Annotated in this window: 15 protein-coding genes; 7 read left to right on the top strand and 8 right to left on the bottom strand. The window is 70.5% G+C overall.

Annotation, left to right across the window (positions count from 1 at the left end; translation table 11 throughout):
• Positions 1-192 precede the first annotated feature (192 nt).
• From ACGFI7_RS21445 to ACGFI7_RS21430, 4 genes are all read left to right on the top strand, one after another.
• Positions 193-471 (top strand): hypothetical protein, encoded by a 279-nt coding sequence (locus ACGFI7_RS21445; protein WP_393406967.1) that lies wholly within the window; start codon positions 193-195, stop codon positions 469-471.
• Between the two features lie 405 nt (positions 472-876).
• Positions 877-1,860, top strand: a complete 984-nt coding sequence (locus ACGFI7_RS21440) for a mechanosensitive ion channel family protein (protein ID WP_393406965.1) — start codon at positions 877-879, stop codon at positions 1,858-1,860.
• Positions 1,861-1,869: 9 nt separating this feature from the next.
• Entirely contained in the window at positions 1,870-2,250 is a 381-nt protein-coding gene (locus tag ACGFI7_RS21435; protein ID WP_393406963.1) for a globin, read from the top strand.
• A gap of 17 nt (positions 2,251-2,267) precedes the next feature.
• On the top strand, positions 2,268-3,776 hold the full coding sequence (locus tag ACGFI7_RS21430; protein ID WP_393406961.1) for a glycoside hydrolase family 13 protein: 1,509 nt from the start codon (positions 2,268-2,270) through the stop codon (positions 3,774-3,776).
• On the opposite strand, the gene ACGFI7_RS21425 is transcribed toward ACGFI7_RS21430, so the two are convergent.
• Together ACGFI7_RS21425 and ACGFI7_RS21420 are read right to left on the bottom strand one after the other, a co-directional pair.
• Complete coding sequence (locus ACGFI7_RS21425; protein ID WP_393406959.1) at positions 3,769-4,950, bottom strand: MFS transporter; 1,182 nt, start codon at positions 4,948-4,950, stop codon at positions 3,769-3,771. The genes ACGFI7_RS21430 and ACGFI7_RS21425 overlap by 8 nt on opposite strands.
• Entirely contained in the window at positions 4,947-5,321 is a 375-nt protein-coding gene (locus ACGFI7_RS21420; RefSeq protein ID WP_393406956.1) for an acyl-CoA thioesterase, read from the bottom strand. The genes ACGFI7_RS21425 and ACGFI7_RS21420 overlap by 4 nt, the downstream gene beginning before the upstream one ends.
• A 152-nt stretch (positions 5,322-5,473) precedes the next feature.
• On the opposite strand from ACGFI7_RS21420, the gene ACGFI7_RS21415 reads away from it, so the two are divergent.
• Complete coding sequence (locus ACGFI7_RS21415) at positions 5,474-6,379, top strand: SDR family oxidoreductase (protein ID WP_393406954.1); 906 nt, start codon at positions 5,474-5,476, stop codon at positions 6,377-6,379.
• Here ACGFI7_RS21415 and ACGFI7_RS21410 read toward each other — a convergent pair.
• On the bottom strand, positions 6,366-6,968 hold the full coding sequence (locus tag ACGFI7_RS21410; protein WP_393406952.1) for a TetR/AcrR family transcriptional regulator: 603 nt from the start codon (positions 6,966-6,968) through the stop codon (positions 6,366-6,368). The genes ACGFI7_RS21415 and ACGFI7_RS21410 overlap by 14 nt on opposite strands.
• Before the next feature lie 93 nt (positions 6,969-7,061).
• Here ACGFI7_RS21410 and ACGFI7_RS21405 point away from each other — a divergent pair, with 93 nt between their 5' ends.
• Complete coding sequence (locus ACGFI7_RS21405; RefSeq protein WP_393406950.1) at positions 7,062-8,228, top strand: acyl-CoA dehydrogenase family protein; 1,167 nt, start codon at positions 7,062-7,064, stop codon at positions 8,226-8,228.
• Between the two features lie 68 nt (positions 8,229-8,296).
• Complete coding sequence (locus tag ACGFI7_RS21400) at positions 8,297-8,842, top strand: HdeD family acid-resistance protein (RefSeq protein WP_393406948.1); 546 nt, start codon at positions 8,297-8,299, stop codon at positions 8,840-8,842.
• A gap of 4 nt (positions 8,843-8,846) precedes the next feature.
• Here the strand turns inward: ACGFI7_RS21400 and ACGFI7_RS21395 are convergent, their stop codons facing one another.
• The 5 genes from ACGFI7_RS21395 to ACGFI7_RS21375 form a co-directional block, all read right to left on the bottom strand.
• Positions 8,847-9,977 carry a thiolase gene (locus ACGFI7_RS21395; RefSeq protein ID WP_393406946.1) on the bottom strand — a complete coding sequence of 377 codons (1,131 nt, stop codon included), beginning with the start codon at positions 9,975-9,977 and terminating at the stop codon, positions 8,847-8,849.
• On the bottom strand, positions 9,974-10,375 hold the full coding sequence (locus ACGFI7_RS21390) for a Zn-ribbon domain-containing OB-fold protein (protein WP_393406944.1): 402 nt from the start codon (positions 10,373-10,375) through the stop codon (positions 9,974-9,976). Before ACGFI7_RS21390 ends, ACGFI7_RS21395 begins: the two co-directional genes overlap by 4 nt.
• Before the next feature lie 51 nt (positions 10,376-10,426).
• The gene (locus ACGFI7_RS21385; protein ID WP_393406941.1) at positions 10,427-10,936 is read right to left on the bottom strand and encodes a VOC family protein; all 510 of its coding nucleotides are present in this window, start codon (positions 10,934-10,936) and stop codon (positions 10,427-10,429) included.
• Between the two features lie 414 nt (positions 10,937-11,350).
• Positions 11,351-13,015 carry an energy-dependent translational throttle protein EttA gene (ettA, locus tag ACGFI7_RS21380; RefSeq protein WP_393406939.1) on the bottom strand — a complete coding sequence of 555 codons (1,665 nt, stop codon included), beginning with the start codon at positions 13,013-13,015 and terminating at the stop codon, positions 11,351-11,353.
• A gap of 54 nt (positions 13,016-13,069) precedes the next feature.
• A complete protein-coding gene (locus ACGFI7_RS21375; protein WP_393406937.1) occupies positions 13,070-14,353 on the bottom strand; it encodes a GGDEF domain-containing protein in 1,284 nt (427 codons plus the stop codon).
• Positions 14,354-14,825 lie beyond the last annotated feature (472 nt).

The following is a 14,825-nucleotide window of genomic DNA, read 5'->3' as shown; positions in this document are numbered from 1 at the left end:
ACTATGGCTCAATGATGGCGTGTTGAAAACGCCTTCTTGAAGGCTACGGATAAGGATCGTCCTCCCGCGGACTGTTTCTTACATTCCAGGAGTGACAAGGCGACTCCCCGTGAGCAAGTAAGCCGCGTTGCGCCCGCCGCCCACATGAGTCATCTTTGGCCCACCAGCAACGATTCGAGGGAGGACTGAAAGGTGGGGGACGACAACTTCGGGCATCTTGAGCGCCTGGTGTCGGAGCTCGACGCCCGCGGGTTGCTCGCGCGAGTGGTCCGGACCCAGAGCGGCAGGGTCTTCGTGCGGGTCATCAACCCGAAGGCGACGAGCCTGTCCGAGAACGTCACCTGTCGCCTGGCAGCCGACCTCCCGGACTGGTGGTACTGCTGGTCCTGGGGCGAGCGGCTGCACACGGCCGACGATCCGGCTGGTGCCGCGACCAAGGTCGCACGCGTGCTCGCCGCGGTGGGAGAGTGATCAGGCGGTGATCCGGGTGGAGCGCAGCCACCGCGGCTCACCGTTCCCGCCGCGGCTCCACGGAGCCGGCGGGGCGGCCGGTGCGGAGAGTCGCGCGTTCGCGCGGTCTCTGGCCGTCCCGCCGGTTTCCGTCACTCTGCGTAACTACAGAGGCTCGCTTTCCGGCCTGTCCGGAAAGCGTTCGGGGCCCCCTCCCCGGAAACGGAACGGGACACGCTTCCGGGTGCGTGGCCCGTCCGAGCCGCACGTCATCGGAGCGTCAGGTCCTCCCTCCGCGGCCCAGGACCTGACGACCCCGTCTTCCCCGGCGTGATGTGACGGCGGCCGGTTCGACCGGCGGTAGATTTTGGGGCGAAACCGGCCCCCTGCCGCCGGTCGAACCGCTTTCGGAGGAGGACTCGTTCCGTGTTCCTGCTGTCGCCCCCATCACCCGAACCGACCACCTCGATGGTCCCGGACCTCGACGAGGTGAGCACCAAGATGGCGGAGATCTGCGAGGGGGACACACTCCTCTGCTCTGTTCTGGCCGACTGGATGGACAACGCGAGCTGGGCCCCGCTGGTGGCCAGCGCGATCACGATCGTGCTGATCCTGATCATCGGCTTCGTGATCCGCAACATCGTCAACCGCATCATCACCCGGGTCGTCACCCGGGCCGCCACCCGCCCGGTGGGCCGCTTCCGCAAGGGCGTGACCACGGCCGGCGTCGACGCCTTGCTGCACGAGCGCCGCAAGCAGCGGGCCGAGACCATGGGCTCGGTGCTCAAGCACGTGGCCACCATCGTGATCCTCGGCACCACCGCGCTGACCGTGCTGGACCGGCTGACCATCCCCATCGCGCCGCTGCTCACCAGCGTCGGCATCCTCGGCGTGGCCATCGGCTTCGGCGCCCAGGAGCTCGTCAAGGACTTCATCGCCGGCATGTTCATGCTCATGGAGGACCAGTACGGGGTGGGTGACGTGATCGACGCGGGGGCCGCCGTGGGCACCGTCGAGGCGGTCACCCTGCGCGTCACCCGGCTGCGCGACGAGGACGGCCGCGTCTGGTACGTCCGCAACGGCACCATCACCCGCGTCGGCAACGAGTCGCAGGGCTGGTCGCGCGCCTATCTGGACGTGCCGGTCGCCTACGACAGCGACATCACCGCCGTGCGGGTGCTGCTGGAGCACGTCGCCGAGGAGATGTGGGCCGACTCCGAGCTGCGCGAGGCGGCGATCGTGGAGCAGCCGCAGGTGTTCGGCGTGGAGCAGCTCTCCGACAGCCGCCTGGTCTTCCGCCTGTCGGTCAAGACGCTGCCGTCCCGGCAGGGTGACGTGGCGCGGGAGATGCGGCTGCGGGTCAAGGCGGCGCTGGACACCGCGGGCATCCCCATGGTCGCCGGCGCATAGGCTGGAGTCGTGACAGAAACCTCCTTCTACGAGGCCGTCGGGGGCGAGGAGACGTTCCGTCGGCTCGTGCGCCGTTTCTACGAAGGGGTGGCGGACGACCCCCTGCTCCGCCCGATGTACCCCGACGCCGACCTCGAGGGCGCGGAGGAGCGGCTGCGCTTGTTCCTCACGCAGTACTGGGGCGGCCCGACCACCTACAGCCAGCAGCGCGGGCACCCGCGGCTGCGGATGCGCCACGTGCCGTTCGTGATCGGCCAGGCGGAGCGCGACGCCTGGCTCAAGCACATGCGCGACGCGGTCGACGACCTCGGCCTGAGCGAGGAGCAGGAAAGCCGGCTCTGGAACTACCTCGTCAACGCCGCCCACAGCCTGGTGAACTCTCCGACATAGCGGGCATGACACGCCACATGGATATCCCCTGGTGGCGTGATGCCGTCGTCTACGAGATCTACGTCCGCAGCTTCGCCGACGCCTCAGGAGACGGCGTCGGCGATCTCGCCGGGGTACGCGAACGGCTGCCCTATCTGAAGGAGCTGGGGGTCGACGCCGTCTGGCTGACCCCCTTCTACCCCTCCCCCATGGCCGACGGGGGTTACGACGTGGCCGACTACCGCGGCGTCGACCCCCAGTTCGGCACCCCCGCCGACTTCGACGCGATGGTGGCCGACGCGCACGCGCTGGGGCTCCGGGTGCTGGTGGACGTGGTGCCCAACCACAGCTCCTCCGAGCACCCGTGGTTCCAGGCCGCGCTGCGGGGCGAGGGCCGCGACCGCTACGTCTTCCGCGACCGGCCCAACAACTGGCAGTCCACGTTCAGCGGCCCGGCCTGGACCCAGGTGGACGACGGCTCGTGGTACCTCCACCTGTTCGCGCCCGAGCAGCCGGACTTCAACTGGCGCAACCCCGAGGTGCGCGAGGAGTTCCTCGACATCCTGCGGTTCTGGCTCGACAAGGGCGTCGACGGGTTCCGCATCGACGTGGCGATGGGGCTGTTCAAGGCGGAGGGGCTGCCGGACGTCGGCGACCAGTCGTTCACCTCCAGGTCGCCGGTGTGGGGTCAGCCGGAGGTGCACGACGTCTACCGCGACTGGCGGGCGCTGCTCGACACCTACCCGGGCGACCGGATGGCGGTGGGCGAGGTGTGGACCGACACGCTGGAGGACCTGGCGCTGTACGTGCGGCCGGACGAGCTGCACCAGAGCTTCAACTTCGCCTGGCTCCAGGCGCCCTGGTCGGCGACCGCCTTCAGGAAGGTGATCGACGACACGGTGGCGACGGTCCCGTTCGCGACCTGGGTGCTGTCGAACCACGACGTGGTACGCCACCGCACCCGCTACGGCACGGCCGATCCCGGCACCGGGATGTCCCGGGCGAAAGCCGCACTCCTGGCGACACTGGCCCTGCCCGGGTCGGCATATCTCTACCAGGGGGAGGAACTCGGCCTGCCGGAGGTGGAGAATCTTCCCCCGGAGGCGCGGCAGGACCCGGTGTTCAAGCGCTCGGGAGGCGAGCTGCCGGGCCGCGACGGCTGCCGTGTGCCGATCCCGTGGTCCGCGCGGGGCGACTCGTACGGGTTCTCCCCCGAGGGGGTGAAGCCGTGGCTGCCGCAGCCGGAGGAGTTCGCCGAGCTGAGCGTGGCCCGGCAGACCGGCGACCCCGACTCGACGCTGGAGTTCTACCGGCGCGCGCTGGCCTGCAGGCGGGAGCTGGGCCGGACCATCCCCTACGAGCTGGAGTGGCTGGAGTCGTCCGAGGACGTGCTGGTGTTCGCCCGCGGCCCGCTGGTCTGCGCGCTCAACTGCGGCGTCGGGCCGGTGCCGCTGCCGCCACACGACGGCGTGCTGCTGGCCAGCGGCCCGGTCGGTGACACCCTGCCGCCCGACACGGCCGTCTGGCTGCGGCGCGAGGTCAGCTAGACCGGGCGGCCCGCTCGTGGCGGACCGGGATGACCGGGATCGAGATCAGCGTGCACGCCAGCCCCGCCGCGAAGGCCGCCCAGTAGCCGACCTGCGTGATCAGCACCCCGGCGACGGGCACGACGGCCAGCGCCACCACGTTCTGGACCGTGTTGTGCGTGCCGAGCACCCGGCCGGCCGCCGCGGGCCCGGCCAGCTCGCCCGCCGCGAGGTAGGCCAGCCCGTTGCCGGCCACGGTGAGCACCGCCGCCAGCGTCAGCATGACCACGCCCAGCCAGGATCGCCCATACGTGCCGAGCACGAGCAGGGCGAGGGCGGCGAGCGCGGTGAGGGTGAGCAGGCGCAGCGGCGCCATCCGCAGGCCGGTCAGGTCGGACCAGCGGCCGGCGGCGACCCGCGCGGCGGCCCCGGCGATGGCCGCGCCCGCGAACAGCTGCCCGGCCGCCACGCCGTCCCACCCGTACATCTCCACCAGACAGACGACTCCGTACGTGCCGACGGCGATCTGCGGCACCACGTGCAGCCCGCTCGCCGCGTGCACCCGCCAGAGCGCGGGCTGCCGGTACGGTGACCCGGCGGGCGTTCTGACCGCCCCGCCCGGGGTGTGCGGCGGCTCGGCCAGGAACACCGCCGCCAGCACGGCGGCCACCAGGCACACGCCCGCGCAGAGCAGCAGGACCCCGGAGATGCCGTACGCCCGCGAGACGGGCGGGAGCGTGAAGCCGGCCACGGCCATGCCGAGCGTGTACGAGATCTGCCGCACGCCCATGGCCAGGCCGCGCTCGGGCGGCTCGAACCAGCGCAGCACGATGCGGCCGCCGCCGACCAGCGCCGCGCAGCCCGCCGCGCCGGCCAGCGCGAGCAGGGCCACCACCGCCCACACCCGCTCCACCGCGGAGGCCGCGGCCAGCAGCAGGGCGGCGCCCCCGACGCCCAGGCCGAGCACCAGCCGTTCGCCGTACCGGTCAGCCAGCGCGCCCCAGGCGACGAGCGCGAACAGGATGCCAATGCCCGGCGCGCTGCCGATGATCCCGGCCACCGGCAGGGAGACGCCGAAGTGGCGCTGCACGTCGGGGATCACCAGCGGCAGACCGGACAGGCCGAGCGTGACGCCGGCGTGCGCGTTGACGCCGAGGGCCAGCATGAGCCAGCGCCGGCGGGGCGCCGCCGTCACGCGAAGCGTTTGAGGTACGCCATCTCGTCCTCGGTGAGCCGGCGCGGACCGGCCCTTTCGGCGTCGTAGGCCACCATCTTCGACACGGCCGTGACGTACAGCTCGTCGTCGTCGCGGATCTCGTACCGCAGCGTGAAGCGCACCGGCCGGATCTCGGTCACCCAGGTCTCGACCCGGACGGGTTCGGCGCGGAAGCCGAGGGGGCGCAGGTAGTCCATCTCGTGGCGGGCCACGACCAGGCCCTTGAAGGGAGGCTCGCCCGCCTTGTAGGGATCGACGTGCAGCATGCCCCAGCGGGCGTCCTCCAGGTAGTCGAAGAAGCGGACGTTGTTCACATGTCCTTGCGAGTCGATGTCCGCGAATCGCACCATTCGGGGGAAGACGTGCCGTTGCGCCAGGGAGTGTTGAACCACGAGGCAACCGTACCGGTTGGCTCTTCGTGCCCCGACGGGCCCTACCATTTCTAGATTTCGTTACTAGAATTTTGTTCGCATCAGTCAAGCCGAGGGAACGAGGTTTTCGGATGAGCGGGATCGTCGAAGGGCGCGTGGTGATCGTCACCGGCGCGGCCAGGGGCATCGGCCGGGGGCACGCGCTGGAGTTCGCCCGGCAGGGCGCCAAGGTGGTGGTCAACGACCTGGGCGCCGAGGTCGACGGCACGGGCTCGTCGGGGGCGGCGGCGGAGGTCGTCGCGGAGATCGAGGCCATGGGCGGGGAGGCGATCGTCAACGGCGAGGACGTCGCCGACTTCGACGGGGCCCGGCGGCTGGTCGAGGCCGCCGTCGAGCGCTTCGGCGACCTGCACGTGCTCGTCAACAACGCCGGCATCCTGCGCGACCGGATGCTGTTCAACATGAGCGCCGAGGAGTGGGACGCCGTCGTCCGGGTGCACCTGGGCGGCACGTTCGCGCCACTGCGGCACGCCGCCGCCTACTGGCGCGAGCGGGCCAAGGCAGGCGCGCCGGTGGACGCCAGGGTCGTCAACACCACCTCGTCCTCCGGCATCTACGGCAACCCCGGCCAGGGCAACTACGGCGCGGCCAAGGCCGGAATCGCGGGCCTGACCGTCATCGCCGCCAGGGAGCTGGAGCGCTACGGCGTCACGGTCAACGCCATCGCGCCGACCGCGCTGACCCGGATGACCGACGGCATCATCCCCGGCGACGCCGACGCGGACCCGGACGACGTGGCCCCGCTCGTGGTCTGGCTGGGCAGCGCGGAGTCGCGCGGCATCACCGGCCGGGTCTTCAACGTGCGGGCCGGGCGGATCAGCGTGGCCGAGGGCTGGCACGCCGGCCCCGAGGTGGACAAGGGCGCCCGGTGGGACCCGGCGGAGCTGGGCGCGGTGATCCCGGCGCTGGTGGACAAGGCCGCGCCGAACGCGCTGACCAACGGCAAGATCCCCGGCCGGGAGGTCACTGGATCCTGAGCGGGTCGAGGCGGCGGATGAGCGTCATCGCCGCCTCGGCCACCTCCCGCGCGTCCTCCTCGGAGTCGCTGGTGGCCACCTCGCGGGCGGCCTCGCCGATGATGCTGGTCAGCACCGTCACGGTGAACCGGTCGAGCGGGTCGCCGCCGGACCCGAGCAGCACGGCGTTCTGCCGTACCCACTCGCGGTTGCGCGTGCGGCGGATCAGCTCGAAGCCGGGCGGGCCGTCGCCCTCGATGAACAGCCGGACCAGGTCGCGGCGCTCCCAGGCGCCGTCGAGGTAGGCGCGGGCGCCGGCGATGAGCAGCTCGACCGGGTCGGTCACGCCCTCCTGCTTGGCGCGCGCCACGCTGGCGCTCGCGGCCTGCTCGTGGGCCGCCTGGTGGTCCTCGTAGAGCGCGAGGAACAGCTCGGTCTTGCCGCCGAAGTGGTGGTAGAGGCTGCCCACGCTGGAGCCGGCCCGGGCGACGACCTCGGAGACGTTGGCCTCGGCGAAGCCGTGCTCGCCGAACACCTCCCGCGCCGCCTGGAGCATGCTCTTGCGGGTCTGCGCCGTGCGGCTCCACTCCCACGAGGTCTTCCGTGCCATGCGAGTAGTCTAGGGGCCAAGGATTCTAGAATCATATTCTTGACACGGCGTGTCACCAGAGCCGAACCTTCTCCTAGAGGCTTGTTCTAGAAAATGGAGGCGGCCGTGGACTTCTCGCTCAGCGTCGAGGAACGGCAGATCAGGGACACCGTCCGGGCCTTCGTGGAGAGAGAGGTCATGCCGCTGGAGCCGGACGTGCTGCGCAACGAGCGGGCCGGCCGCCCCGCGCTCGGCCCCGACGTCGTCCGCGAGCTCCAGGACAAGGCACGCAAGACCGGCCTGTGGGGCATCAACACCCCCGAGGAGTACGGCGGCGCCGCGCTCGGGCCGATCATGTCCGCGATCATCGCCATGGAGCTGGGCCGCACGTTCGTGCCGTTCGTCTTCGGCGGCACCGCCGACAACATCCTGTACGCGGGCACCGAGGAGCAGAAGCGCCGCTACCTGATCCCCACCATCGAAGGCGAGCGCCGCTCCTGCTTCGCCATCACCGAGCCGGGCGCGGGCTCCGACGCCCGCAACATCCGCGCCCGGGCCGTACGCGACGGCGCCGAATGGGTCATCAACGGCGAGAAGACGTTCATCACCGGCGGCAGCGAGGCCGACTTCGTCATGGTCTTCGCCGTGGCCGAGCCGTACGGGGTCACCTGCTTCCTCGTCGACCGCGACATGGGCTGGACCTCCGAGCCGATCCCCACGATGGGCCAGTGGGGGCCCGCGTCGCTGGTGTTCCAGGACGTCCGGGTGCCGGAGGAGAACATCCTGGGCGAGCTGGGCAAGGGCTTCGAGCTGGCCATGCAGTGGATCGGCCAGGGCCGCTACATGATCCCCGCCAGGGCCATCGGCTCGGCCGAGCGCATGCTGGGCATGGCCATCGAGTACGCGAAGATCCGCAAGTCCATGGGCCAGGCCATCGCCGGATACCAGGCGATCCAGTGGATGATCGCCGACTCGCAGGTGGAGATCGAGGCGGCCAAGTGGCTGACCCTTTACGCCGCCTGGCGCGTCCAGCAGGGCCTGGACGCCCGGCACGCCGCCTCGATCGCCAAGCTCAACGGCGCCGTCATGGCCAACCAGGTGGTCGACCGGGTGCTGCAGATCCACGGCGGCATGGGCTACACCAAGGAGCTGCCGATCGAGCGGTGGTACCGCGAGCTGCGGCTGCTGCGGATCTTCGAGGGCACCGACGAGATCCAGCGCCGCACGATCGCCCGCAACCTCATCAAGGGCCACGCCAGGCTGGGGACCATCGGGGAATGACGGGCCGCGTGCCGGGGCGTACAAAGAGGGCAGAAGGGAGTCTCACCTCTCACAGTCAGGAGTACGGCATGCTCGACGTGTATGTCGGTCACTGGTGGGTCCTCACCGTGCGCGGCGTCCTGGCCATCGCCTTCGGGCTCATGGCCCTGTTCTGGCCGGGGCTCACGCTGCTCGTCCTGGCCGTGGTGTTCGGCGTCTACGCGCTGATCGACGGCGTCCTCGCCGGATACGCGGCCACCCGGGCGGCCAAGGGGCAGCGCGGCTGGCTGATCTTCACGGCCGTCGTCGGCGTCCTGGCCGGCGTCGCCGCCGTCCTCTGGCCGGGCGTCACCGTGCTCGTGCTCACCCTGCTGGTCGGCTTCTGGGCGATCGTGATCGGCGTCATGGAGATCGTGGTCGCCTGGCGGATCCGCAAGGAGATCAAGGGCGAGGCGCTCATCATGATCGCCGGAGCTCTGGCGATCCTGTTCGGCGTCCTCGTCCTGATCGCTCCGGCGCTGGGCGCGATCTCCATCGCGCTGCTCATCGGCTTCTACGCGATCCTGGCCGGCGTCGCCCTGGTCGCGCTCAGCCTGCGGGTCAGGAAGCGGCAGCGGTCCGTCACCGCTCCCTGACCGCTCACGGCAACCGGTTCGCCAGCACCAGCGTGGCCGCCGAGGCGAACATGCCGCCGTTGCCCAGCACCACGCTCACCTCCGCGCCCGGCACCTGTGCGGCCGCCTCGCCGCGCAGCTGCCGGACCGCCTCCTGGATGGCGAACATCCCGTACATCCCGGTGTGCGTGTACGACAGGCCGCCGCCGTTGGTGTTCATCGGCAGCCGGCCGCCCGGCGAGGTGTGTCCCTCGGCGATGAACGCGCCCGCCTCGCCCCGCTTGACGAACCCCAGGTCCTCCAGCCCGTAGATCGGCACGTGCGCGAACGCGTCATACACCATGAGGTGGTCCACGTCGCCGTGCGTGATGCCCGCCTCGGCGAACGCCGCCTCCCCCGACAGCCGGAAGCCCTTCGAGGTGGTGAAGTCCTCCATCTGCGAGATCATCGGCGCGTCCATGGCCTCGCCCGAGCCCAGGAGATACACCGGGTCGCCGCGCCGCGCCCGGTCCTCGCCGGTGACGACCAGCGCGCCGCCGCCGTCGGTCACCAGGCAGCACTCCAGCAGGTGGAACGGGTAGGCGACGAGCCGCGACGCCAGCACGTCGGCCACCGTGATCAGGTCGCGGTGCATCGCCCTGGGGTTCAGATGGGCCCAGCGCCGCTGTGCCACCGCCACCTCGGCGAGCTGCTCGTGGGTGAGCCCGGTCTCCTTCATGTAGCGCAGCGCCGTCAGGGTGAACGTGGTCGTCGGGCCCATCACCCCGTACGGCACCTCGAACTGGCCCATGAGCGAGTCGGGCGCCATCGCGAAGCGCGGCGCCCCGACCCGGGACCGGCCCGACTCCCCGTGCGTGATCAGCACCGTACGGCACAGCCCGGCGCGGATCGCGGCGGTCGCGTGGCGCACGTGGAACAGGAACGACGACCCGCCCACCCCCGTGCCGTCCAGCCAGGACGGGGTGACGCCCAGGGCGTGGGCCACCTGGATGGGGCCGGGGGTGCCGACGGTGGCGATGCCGTCGATGTCGTCCTTGGTCATGCCCGCGTCGGCGAGCGCGTTGCGCGCGGCCTCCAGGTGCAGCCCCAGCGTCGAGTGGCCGGGCAGCCTGCCGATCTCGTCGGTCTCGGCCGCCCCCGCGATCACCACGTTCACCGGTCACCCCCGGCGGGCTCGAACAGCGGCACGCGCACCTCTCCGCGTTCCTCGAACGTCACCCGCAGCGGCATGTCCAGCACCAGGTTCTCGGGCTCGGGGGCGACGCCGACCAGGTTCGTCATCATCCGCACCCCCTCCTCCAGCTCCACCACCGCGATCGCGTACGGCCCGTCGAACCCCGGCGCCGGCCGGTGGTTGATCACATACGAGTAGAGCGTGGCCCTGCCGCTGGCCCGCACCCACTCGACGGCGCCGGAGCCGCAGTGCGGGCAGCTCGGCCGCGGGTAGAAGTAGTGGCGCTCGCAGGCTCGGCAGCGCTGGATCCGGAGCTCTCCGGCCGCCGTCCCGTCCCAGAAGGGCTGGGTGTCGGGTGTGGGTCGCGGTACGGGTTTCACGAGGGCCTCCAGGTTTTGGAGTCCTATTCTAGATTTTCCTTCTGGCCTTGCTCAAGGGCTCGGGACCCCGTTCCCGGTCCTCCCGTTCCCGGCCAGGACCTCCTCCAGCGTCGCCCGCGGCCCATCCGGCCGAGGACCCACCTGGGCGAGTTGGATGAGCACCCCGTGCGCCTCCTTCGGGTGCAGGAACACCTCCCGCCAGCGGGGATCCGACAGATTCAGCCCGTGCAGCCGATATCCCCGCGCGGTCATCTCGGCCACGGCCGCGTCGATGTCGCTCACGTGGAAGTTGAGATGGTGCACCCCGCCCCGGCCCCGGGTCAGCTCGAAGAAGCTGTCGAAGAACGTCGAACCGGCCAGCGGCTCCATCAGCTCGATCTTGCTGCCGTTGGCGTAGGTGAGCTGCAGGGTCCGGTATCCGGCCGGCAGGTTGTCACCGCCTCCCCCGAGATGCCGCCCGCCGAGCAGATCGTGGTAGATCGGCAGCAGATCCCTGATGCGCGGCGCGGCCACGGCGGTGTGATCGAAGGCCACCTCGACGCCGTCCAGTTCGAGCTCCACCCGGACTCCTTCCCAGCGAGAATCTAGAATCCGATTCTAGGCACCCGCCCCCGCCCCCGCACCCCACACACCCCATACCCTCCGCACCCCGCGTCTCCGGGCCCGGCCCCCGGGTCCCAGACCCCCAGGACTCCGGGCCCCCGGACCTCCGGGCCCAGCCCCCAGGTCCCAGACCCCCAGGACTCCGGACCCCCGGCCCTCCGGGCCCCCGCCGTCCGCACCCCTGCACCCTAGGTCTCTGGATCTCCGCGCTCCCGCACCCCGCACCCCGCACCCCCGCACCCGCACCCGCACCCGCACGACAGCGTGACATCCCACTCCCTATATGTCGGGTGGGCGGGCCCCGGAACGACGAATCCCGCACGGAGCGGGCTCCGTGCGGGATTCAACGTTGGCGGGGGTAACCCTGGCAGGTCAGTCGCGGTGCAGCTTGCGGTAGGTCACCCGGTGGGGGCGGGCCGCGTCGGCGCCGAGCCGCTCGATCTTGTTCTTCTCGTAGTCGGCGAAGTTGCCCTCGAACCAGAACCAGTTGGACCCTTCCTCCCACGCCAGGATGTGCGTGGCGATCCGGTCGAGGAACCACCGGTCGTGCGAGGTGATGACGGCACAGCCCGGGAAGTCGAGCAGCGCGTTCTCCAGCGAGGACAGCGTCTCGGTGTCGAGGTCGTTGGTGGGCTCGTCGAGCAGCAGCACGTTGCCGCCCTGCTTGAGGGTGAGCGCCAGGTTGAGCCGGTTGCGCTCGCCGCCGGACAGCACGCCCGCCTTCTTCTGCTGGTCGGGGCCCTTGAACCCGAACGCGGCGATGTAGGCGCGCGACGGCATCTCGACGTTGCCGACCTTGATGTGGTCGAGCCCGTCGGAGACGACCTCCCACACGTTCTTGTTCGGCTCGATGCCGCCCCGGCTCTGGTCGGCGTAGGAGATCTTGACGGTGTCGCCGACGACGATGGAGCCGCTGTCGGGCTTCTCGCTGCCGGTGATCATACGGAACAGCGTGGTCTTGCCGACGCCGTTGGGGCCGATGATGCCGACGATGCCGTTACGCGGCAGGTCGAACGTGAGCTTCTCCATCAGGAGACGGTCGTCGAAGCCCTTGGTGAGCCCGTCGGCCTTGATCACCGTGGTGCCCAGACGCGGGCCCGGCGGGATCTGGATCTCGTCGAAGTCGAGCTTGCGGTACTTGTCGGCCTCGGCCGCCATCTCCTCGTAGCGCTGGAGACGGGCCTTGCTCTTGGTCTGGCGGGCCTTCGGGTTGGACCGGACCCACTCCAGCTCGTCCTCCAGGCGCTTCTTGCGCTTGACGTCCTTCTGGCCCTCGACCCGGAGCCGGGCGGCCTTGGCCTCCAGGTAGGTCGAGTAGTTGCCCTCGTAGGCGAAGGCCCGGCCGCGGTCGAGCTCGAGGATCCAGCCGGCGACGTTGTCGAGGAAGTAGCGGTCGTGGGTGACGGCCAGGACGGTGCCGGCGTACTTCTCCAGGTGCTGCTCCAGCCACTGGACGCTCTCGGCGTCGAGGTGGTTGGTCGGCTCGTCGAGCAGCAGCAGGTCGGGCGCCTCCAGCAGCAGCTTGCACAGCGCCACCCGGCGGCGCTCACCACCGGACAACGTGGTCACGTCGGCGTCGGGCGGCGGGCAGCGCAGCGCGTCCATCGCCTGCTCGAGCTGGCTGTCGAGATCCCACGCGTTACGGTGCTCGAGCTGCTCCTGCAGCTTGCCCATCTCGTCGAGCAACTCGTCGCTGTAGTCGGTGGCCATCTGCTCGGCGATGTCGTTGTAACGCTGGAGCATCGCCATCGTCTCGGCGACGCCCTCCTGGACGTTGCCGAGCACGGTCTTCTCCTCGTTGAGAGGAGGCTCCTGCTGGAGCATGCCCACGGTGAAGCCCGGCATCAGCCGCGCCTCGCCGTTGGACGGCTGCTCCAGGCCGGCCATCATCCGGAGCAGCGTCGACTTGCCCGTGCCGTTGGGCCCGAGGACGCCGATCTTGGCCCCTGGCAGGAACGACAGGGTGACGTCGTCAAGGACAACCTTGTCGCCATGCGCCTTGCGCACGCGCTGCAACGTATAGATGTACTCCGGCATGGTATCTAGCTTAGGGGCTCTCGCCCTGAGCTTCCGCCGTCCGCGATCCTGCCGTCACCCGGCGGCGCCGCCTTGCAGGCGGGGCGGGGCCACGGGGACGCAGACGCGGTTCCTGCCCAGCTCCTTGGCCCGGTAAAGCGCCAGGTCGGCGGCTGCCAGCAGCTCGATGAGATCGTCGCCGTGGGTCGTCATGAGCGCGACGCCCGCCGAGACCGTGACCGTGATGAACGCCTCGTCGGCCGCGACGGACATGCGGCCGATCCGGGCACGCAGGCGTTCGGCGACCGTCCGGGCCTCGTGCAGGTCGGCCCCCGGCAGCAGCACGACGAACTCCTCGCCGCCGAACCTCCCCACCAGGTCGTAGTCGCGCAACTGGCTGCGGAGCACCTCCGCCACGCTGATCAGCACCTGGTCGCCCGCCAGGTGCCCGTACGCGTCGTTGACCCGTTTGAAGTGGTCGATGTCGATGATCAGGATCGCGAGCGTCTCACCCGTACGGCGCGCCCGGACGATCTCGGTGTCCGCCTCCCGGTGCCAGGCGGCGGCGTTGAGCAGGCCGGTCTTCGCGTCGGTACGGGCCGCGGCCTGCAACTGGGCGTGCAGGAGGCTCCGCTGGAGCAGCACGACCGGAGGAAGGGCCAGCACGAGCAGGATGGGGTGCAGCCCGCACCCGACGGTCACCATGACGCCGAGGCACAGCTCTACCACGTCCAGCGTGACGCTCTCCCGGTCCCAGAGCACCTCGCGCCAGCCGGCGTCGGGATTGGCGGTGTGCGCGGCGATCGCGATCAAAGCGGTGTTGATCAGCGAGAACACCACCGCGGCCAGGACCGCCAGCATGACGACGCTGCCGTCGCCCCCCTTGAGCGGCCAGGCGTGCGGGGCCAGGCCGCGGAACAGGAACGACGCCGCGCACCCGGCCAGCCCGATCGCGGCCGCGCTGAACACCCGCCGGTGCAGCAGCGCCGCCCGCACCCGCACCTGCAACAGCGTCTGCAGCACGATCGGCGCCAGCAGCGCGTAGACCGGCGGCAGCAGCAGCGCGACCGGCAGCCACCAGGCCGACAACAGGTCGCGGGACACCCCGGCGGGCATGCCGAGCCGCCTGGTGGCCTCGATGCAGATCGCCCCGCAGGTCATCAACGAGAGGAAGACCAGCGGATCGTGCCAGTAGAAGGGGATGGCGACGGCCGTGCCCACGATAGCGGCGAGGTCCAGGACGACGATCGCCCCGATGTACGCGACCAGGGCCCGGCGTTGGCCGAGAAATGGCCAGCGGGCCACCAGTGTCGACAGACCGTCACGTCGCTTTATCGAGGTGTGACCGGTCGTCGCCATCTGGTCTCCCTTCTCGCTAACTATGTGTAACACAATAGTTGCGGAGTGTGTGGTGCGCGATGGGAAACGATAGCTTCTCCGGAGAAACGCCTGGGGTTATGTGGTTGGCTGGATGTGGACAGGGTTCGCTTCCGCGAACAAGCCACGACGAAGGGAGCACATCATGATGCGGGGCGTCATCTGGACCTGACGGATGCCCTTGCCCCTCCATGCGGGCGCCCATCGGCTCAGCGTTCACACCACACTCCACCGGCCGATGCCCCCTCCCCCCGCTTCGTCGAGGGCCTCCACACCCCACCCCCTCCGACCCCCGGCCTCCGACCTCCCCGGTTCCTCCCTACTCCCCGGCTGCCCAACTCCTCACCCCCTCGGGCACCGGTTCCTCGTCTCCTCGCCCCCAGCTCTCCGGCCTCCCGGCTGCCCGGCCCCTCAACTCCTCGGTCCCCCGGCTCCTCGGCTTCCCGGCGCCCTG

The organism is Nonomuraea sp. NPDC048826 (assembly GCF_043198225.1).
In the GTDB taxonomy this organism is placed as follows: domain Bacteria; phylum Actinomycetota; class Actinomycetes; order Streptosporangiales; family Streptosporangiaceae; genus Nonomuraea.
Note: the sequence above shows the minus strand (reverse complement) of the source record. Positions and strands in the feature narration are given on the sequence as shown.

What these genes read in the sequence shown, in the direction of transcription:
- ACGFI7_RS21430 (WP_393406961.1), top strand. Translation starts at nt 2,268, where the DNA reads ATGGATATCCCCTGGTGGCGTGATGCCGTCGTCTACGAGATCTACGTC.
- ACGFI7_RS21420 (WP_393406956.1), bottom strand. Translation starts at nt 5,321, where the DNA reads ATGGTGCGATTCGCGGACATCGACTCGCAAGGACATGTGAACAACGTC.
- ACGFI7_RS21415 (WP_393406954.1), top strand. Translation starts at nt 5,474, where the DNA reads ATGAGCGGGATCGTCGAAGGGCGCGTGGTGATCGTCACCGGCGCGGCC.
- ACGFI7_RS21410 (WP_393406952.1), bottom strand. Translation starts at nt 6,968, where the DNA reads ATGGCACGGAAGACCTCGTGGGAGTGGAGCCGCACGGCGCAGACCCGC.
- ACGFI7_RS21405 (WP_393406950.1), top strand. Translation starts at nt 7,062, where the DNA reads ATGGAGGCGGCCGTGGACTTCTCGCTCAGCGTCGAGGAACGGCAGATC.
- ACGFI7_RS21400 (WP_393406948.1), top strand. Translation starts at nt 8,297, where the DNA reads ATGCTCGACGTGTATGTCGGTCACTGGTGGGTCCTCACCGTGCGCGGC.
- ettA (WP_393406939.1), bottom strand. Translation starts at nt 13,015, where the DNA reads ATGCCGGAGTACATCTATACGTTGCAGCGCGTGCGCAAGGCGCATGGC.
- ACGFI7_RS21375 (WP_393406937.1), bottom strand. Translation starts at nt 14,353, where the DNA reads ATGGCGACGACCGGTCACACCTCGATAAAGCGACGTGACGGTCTGTCG.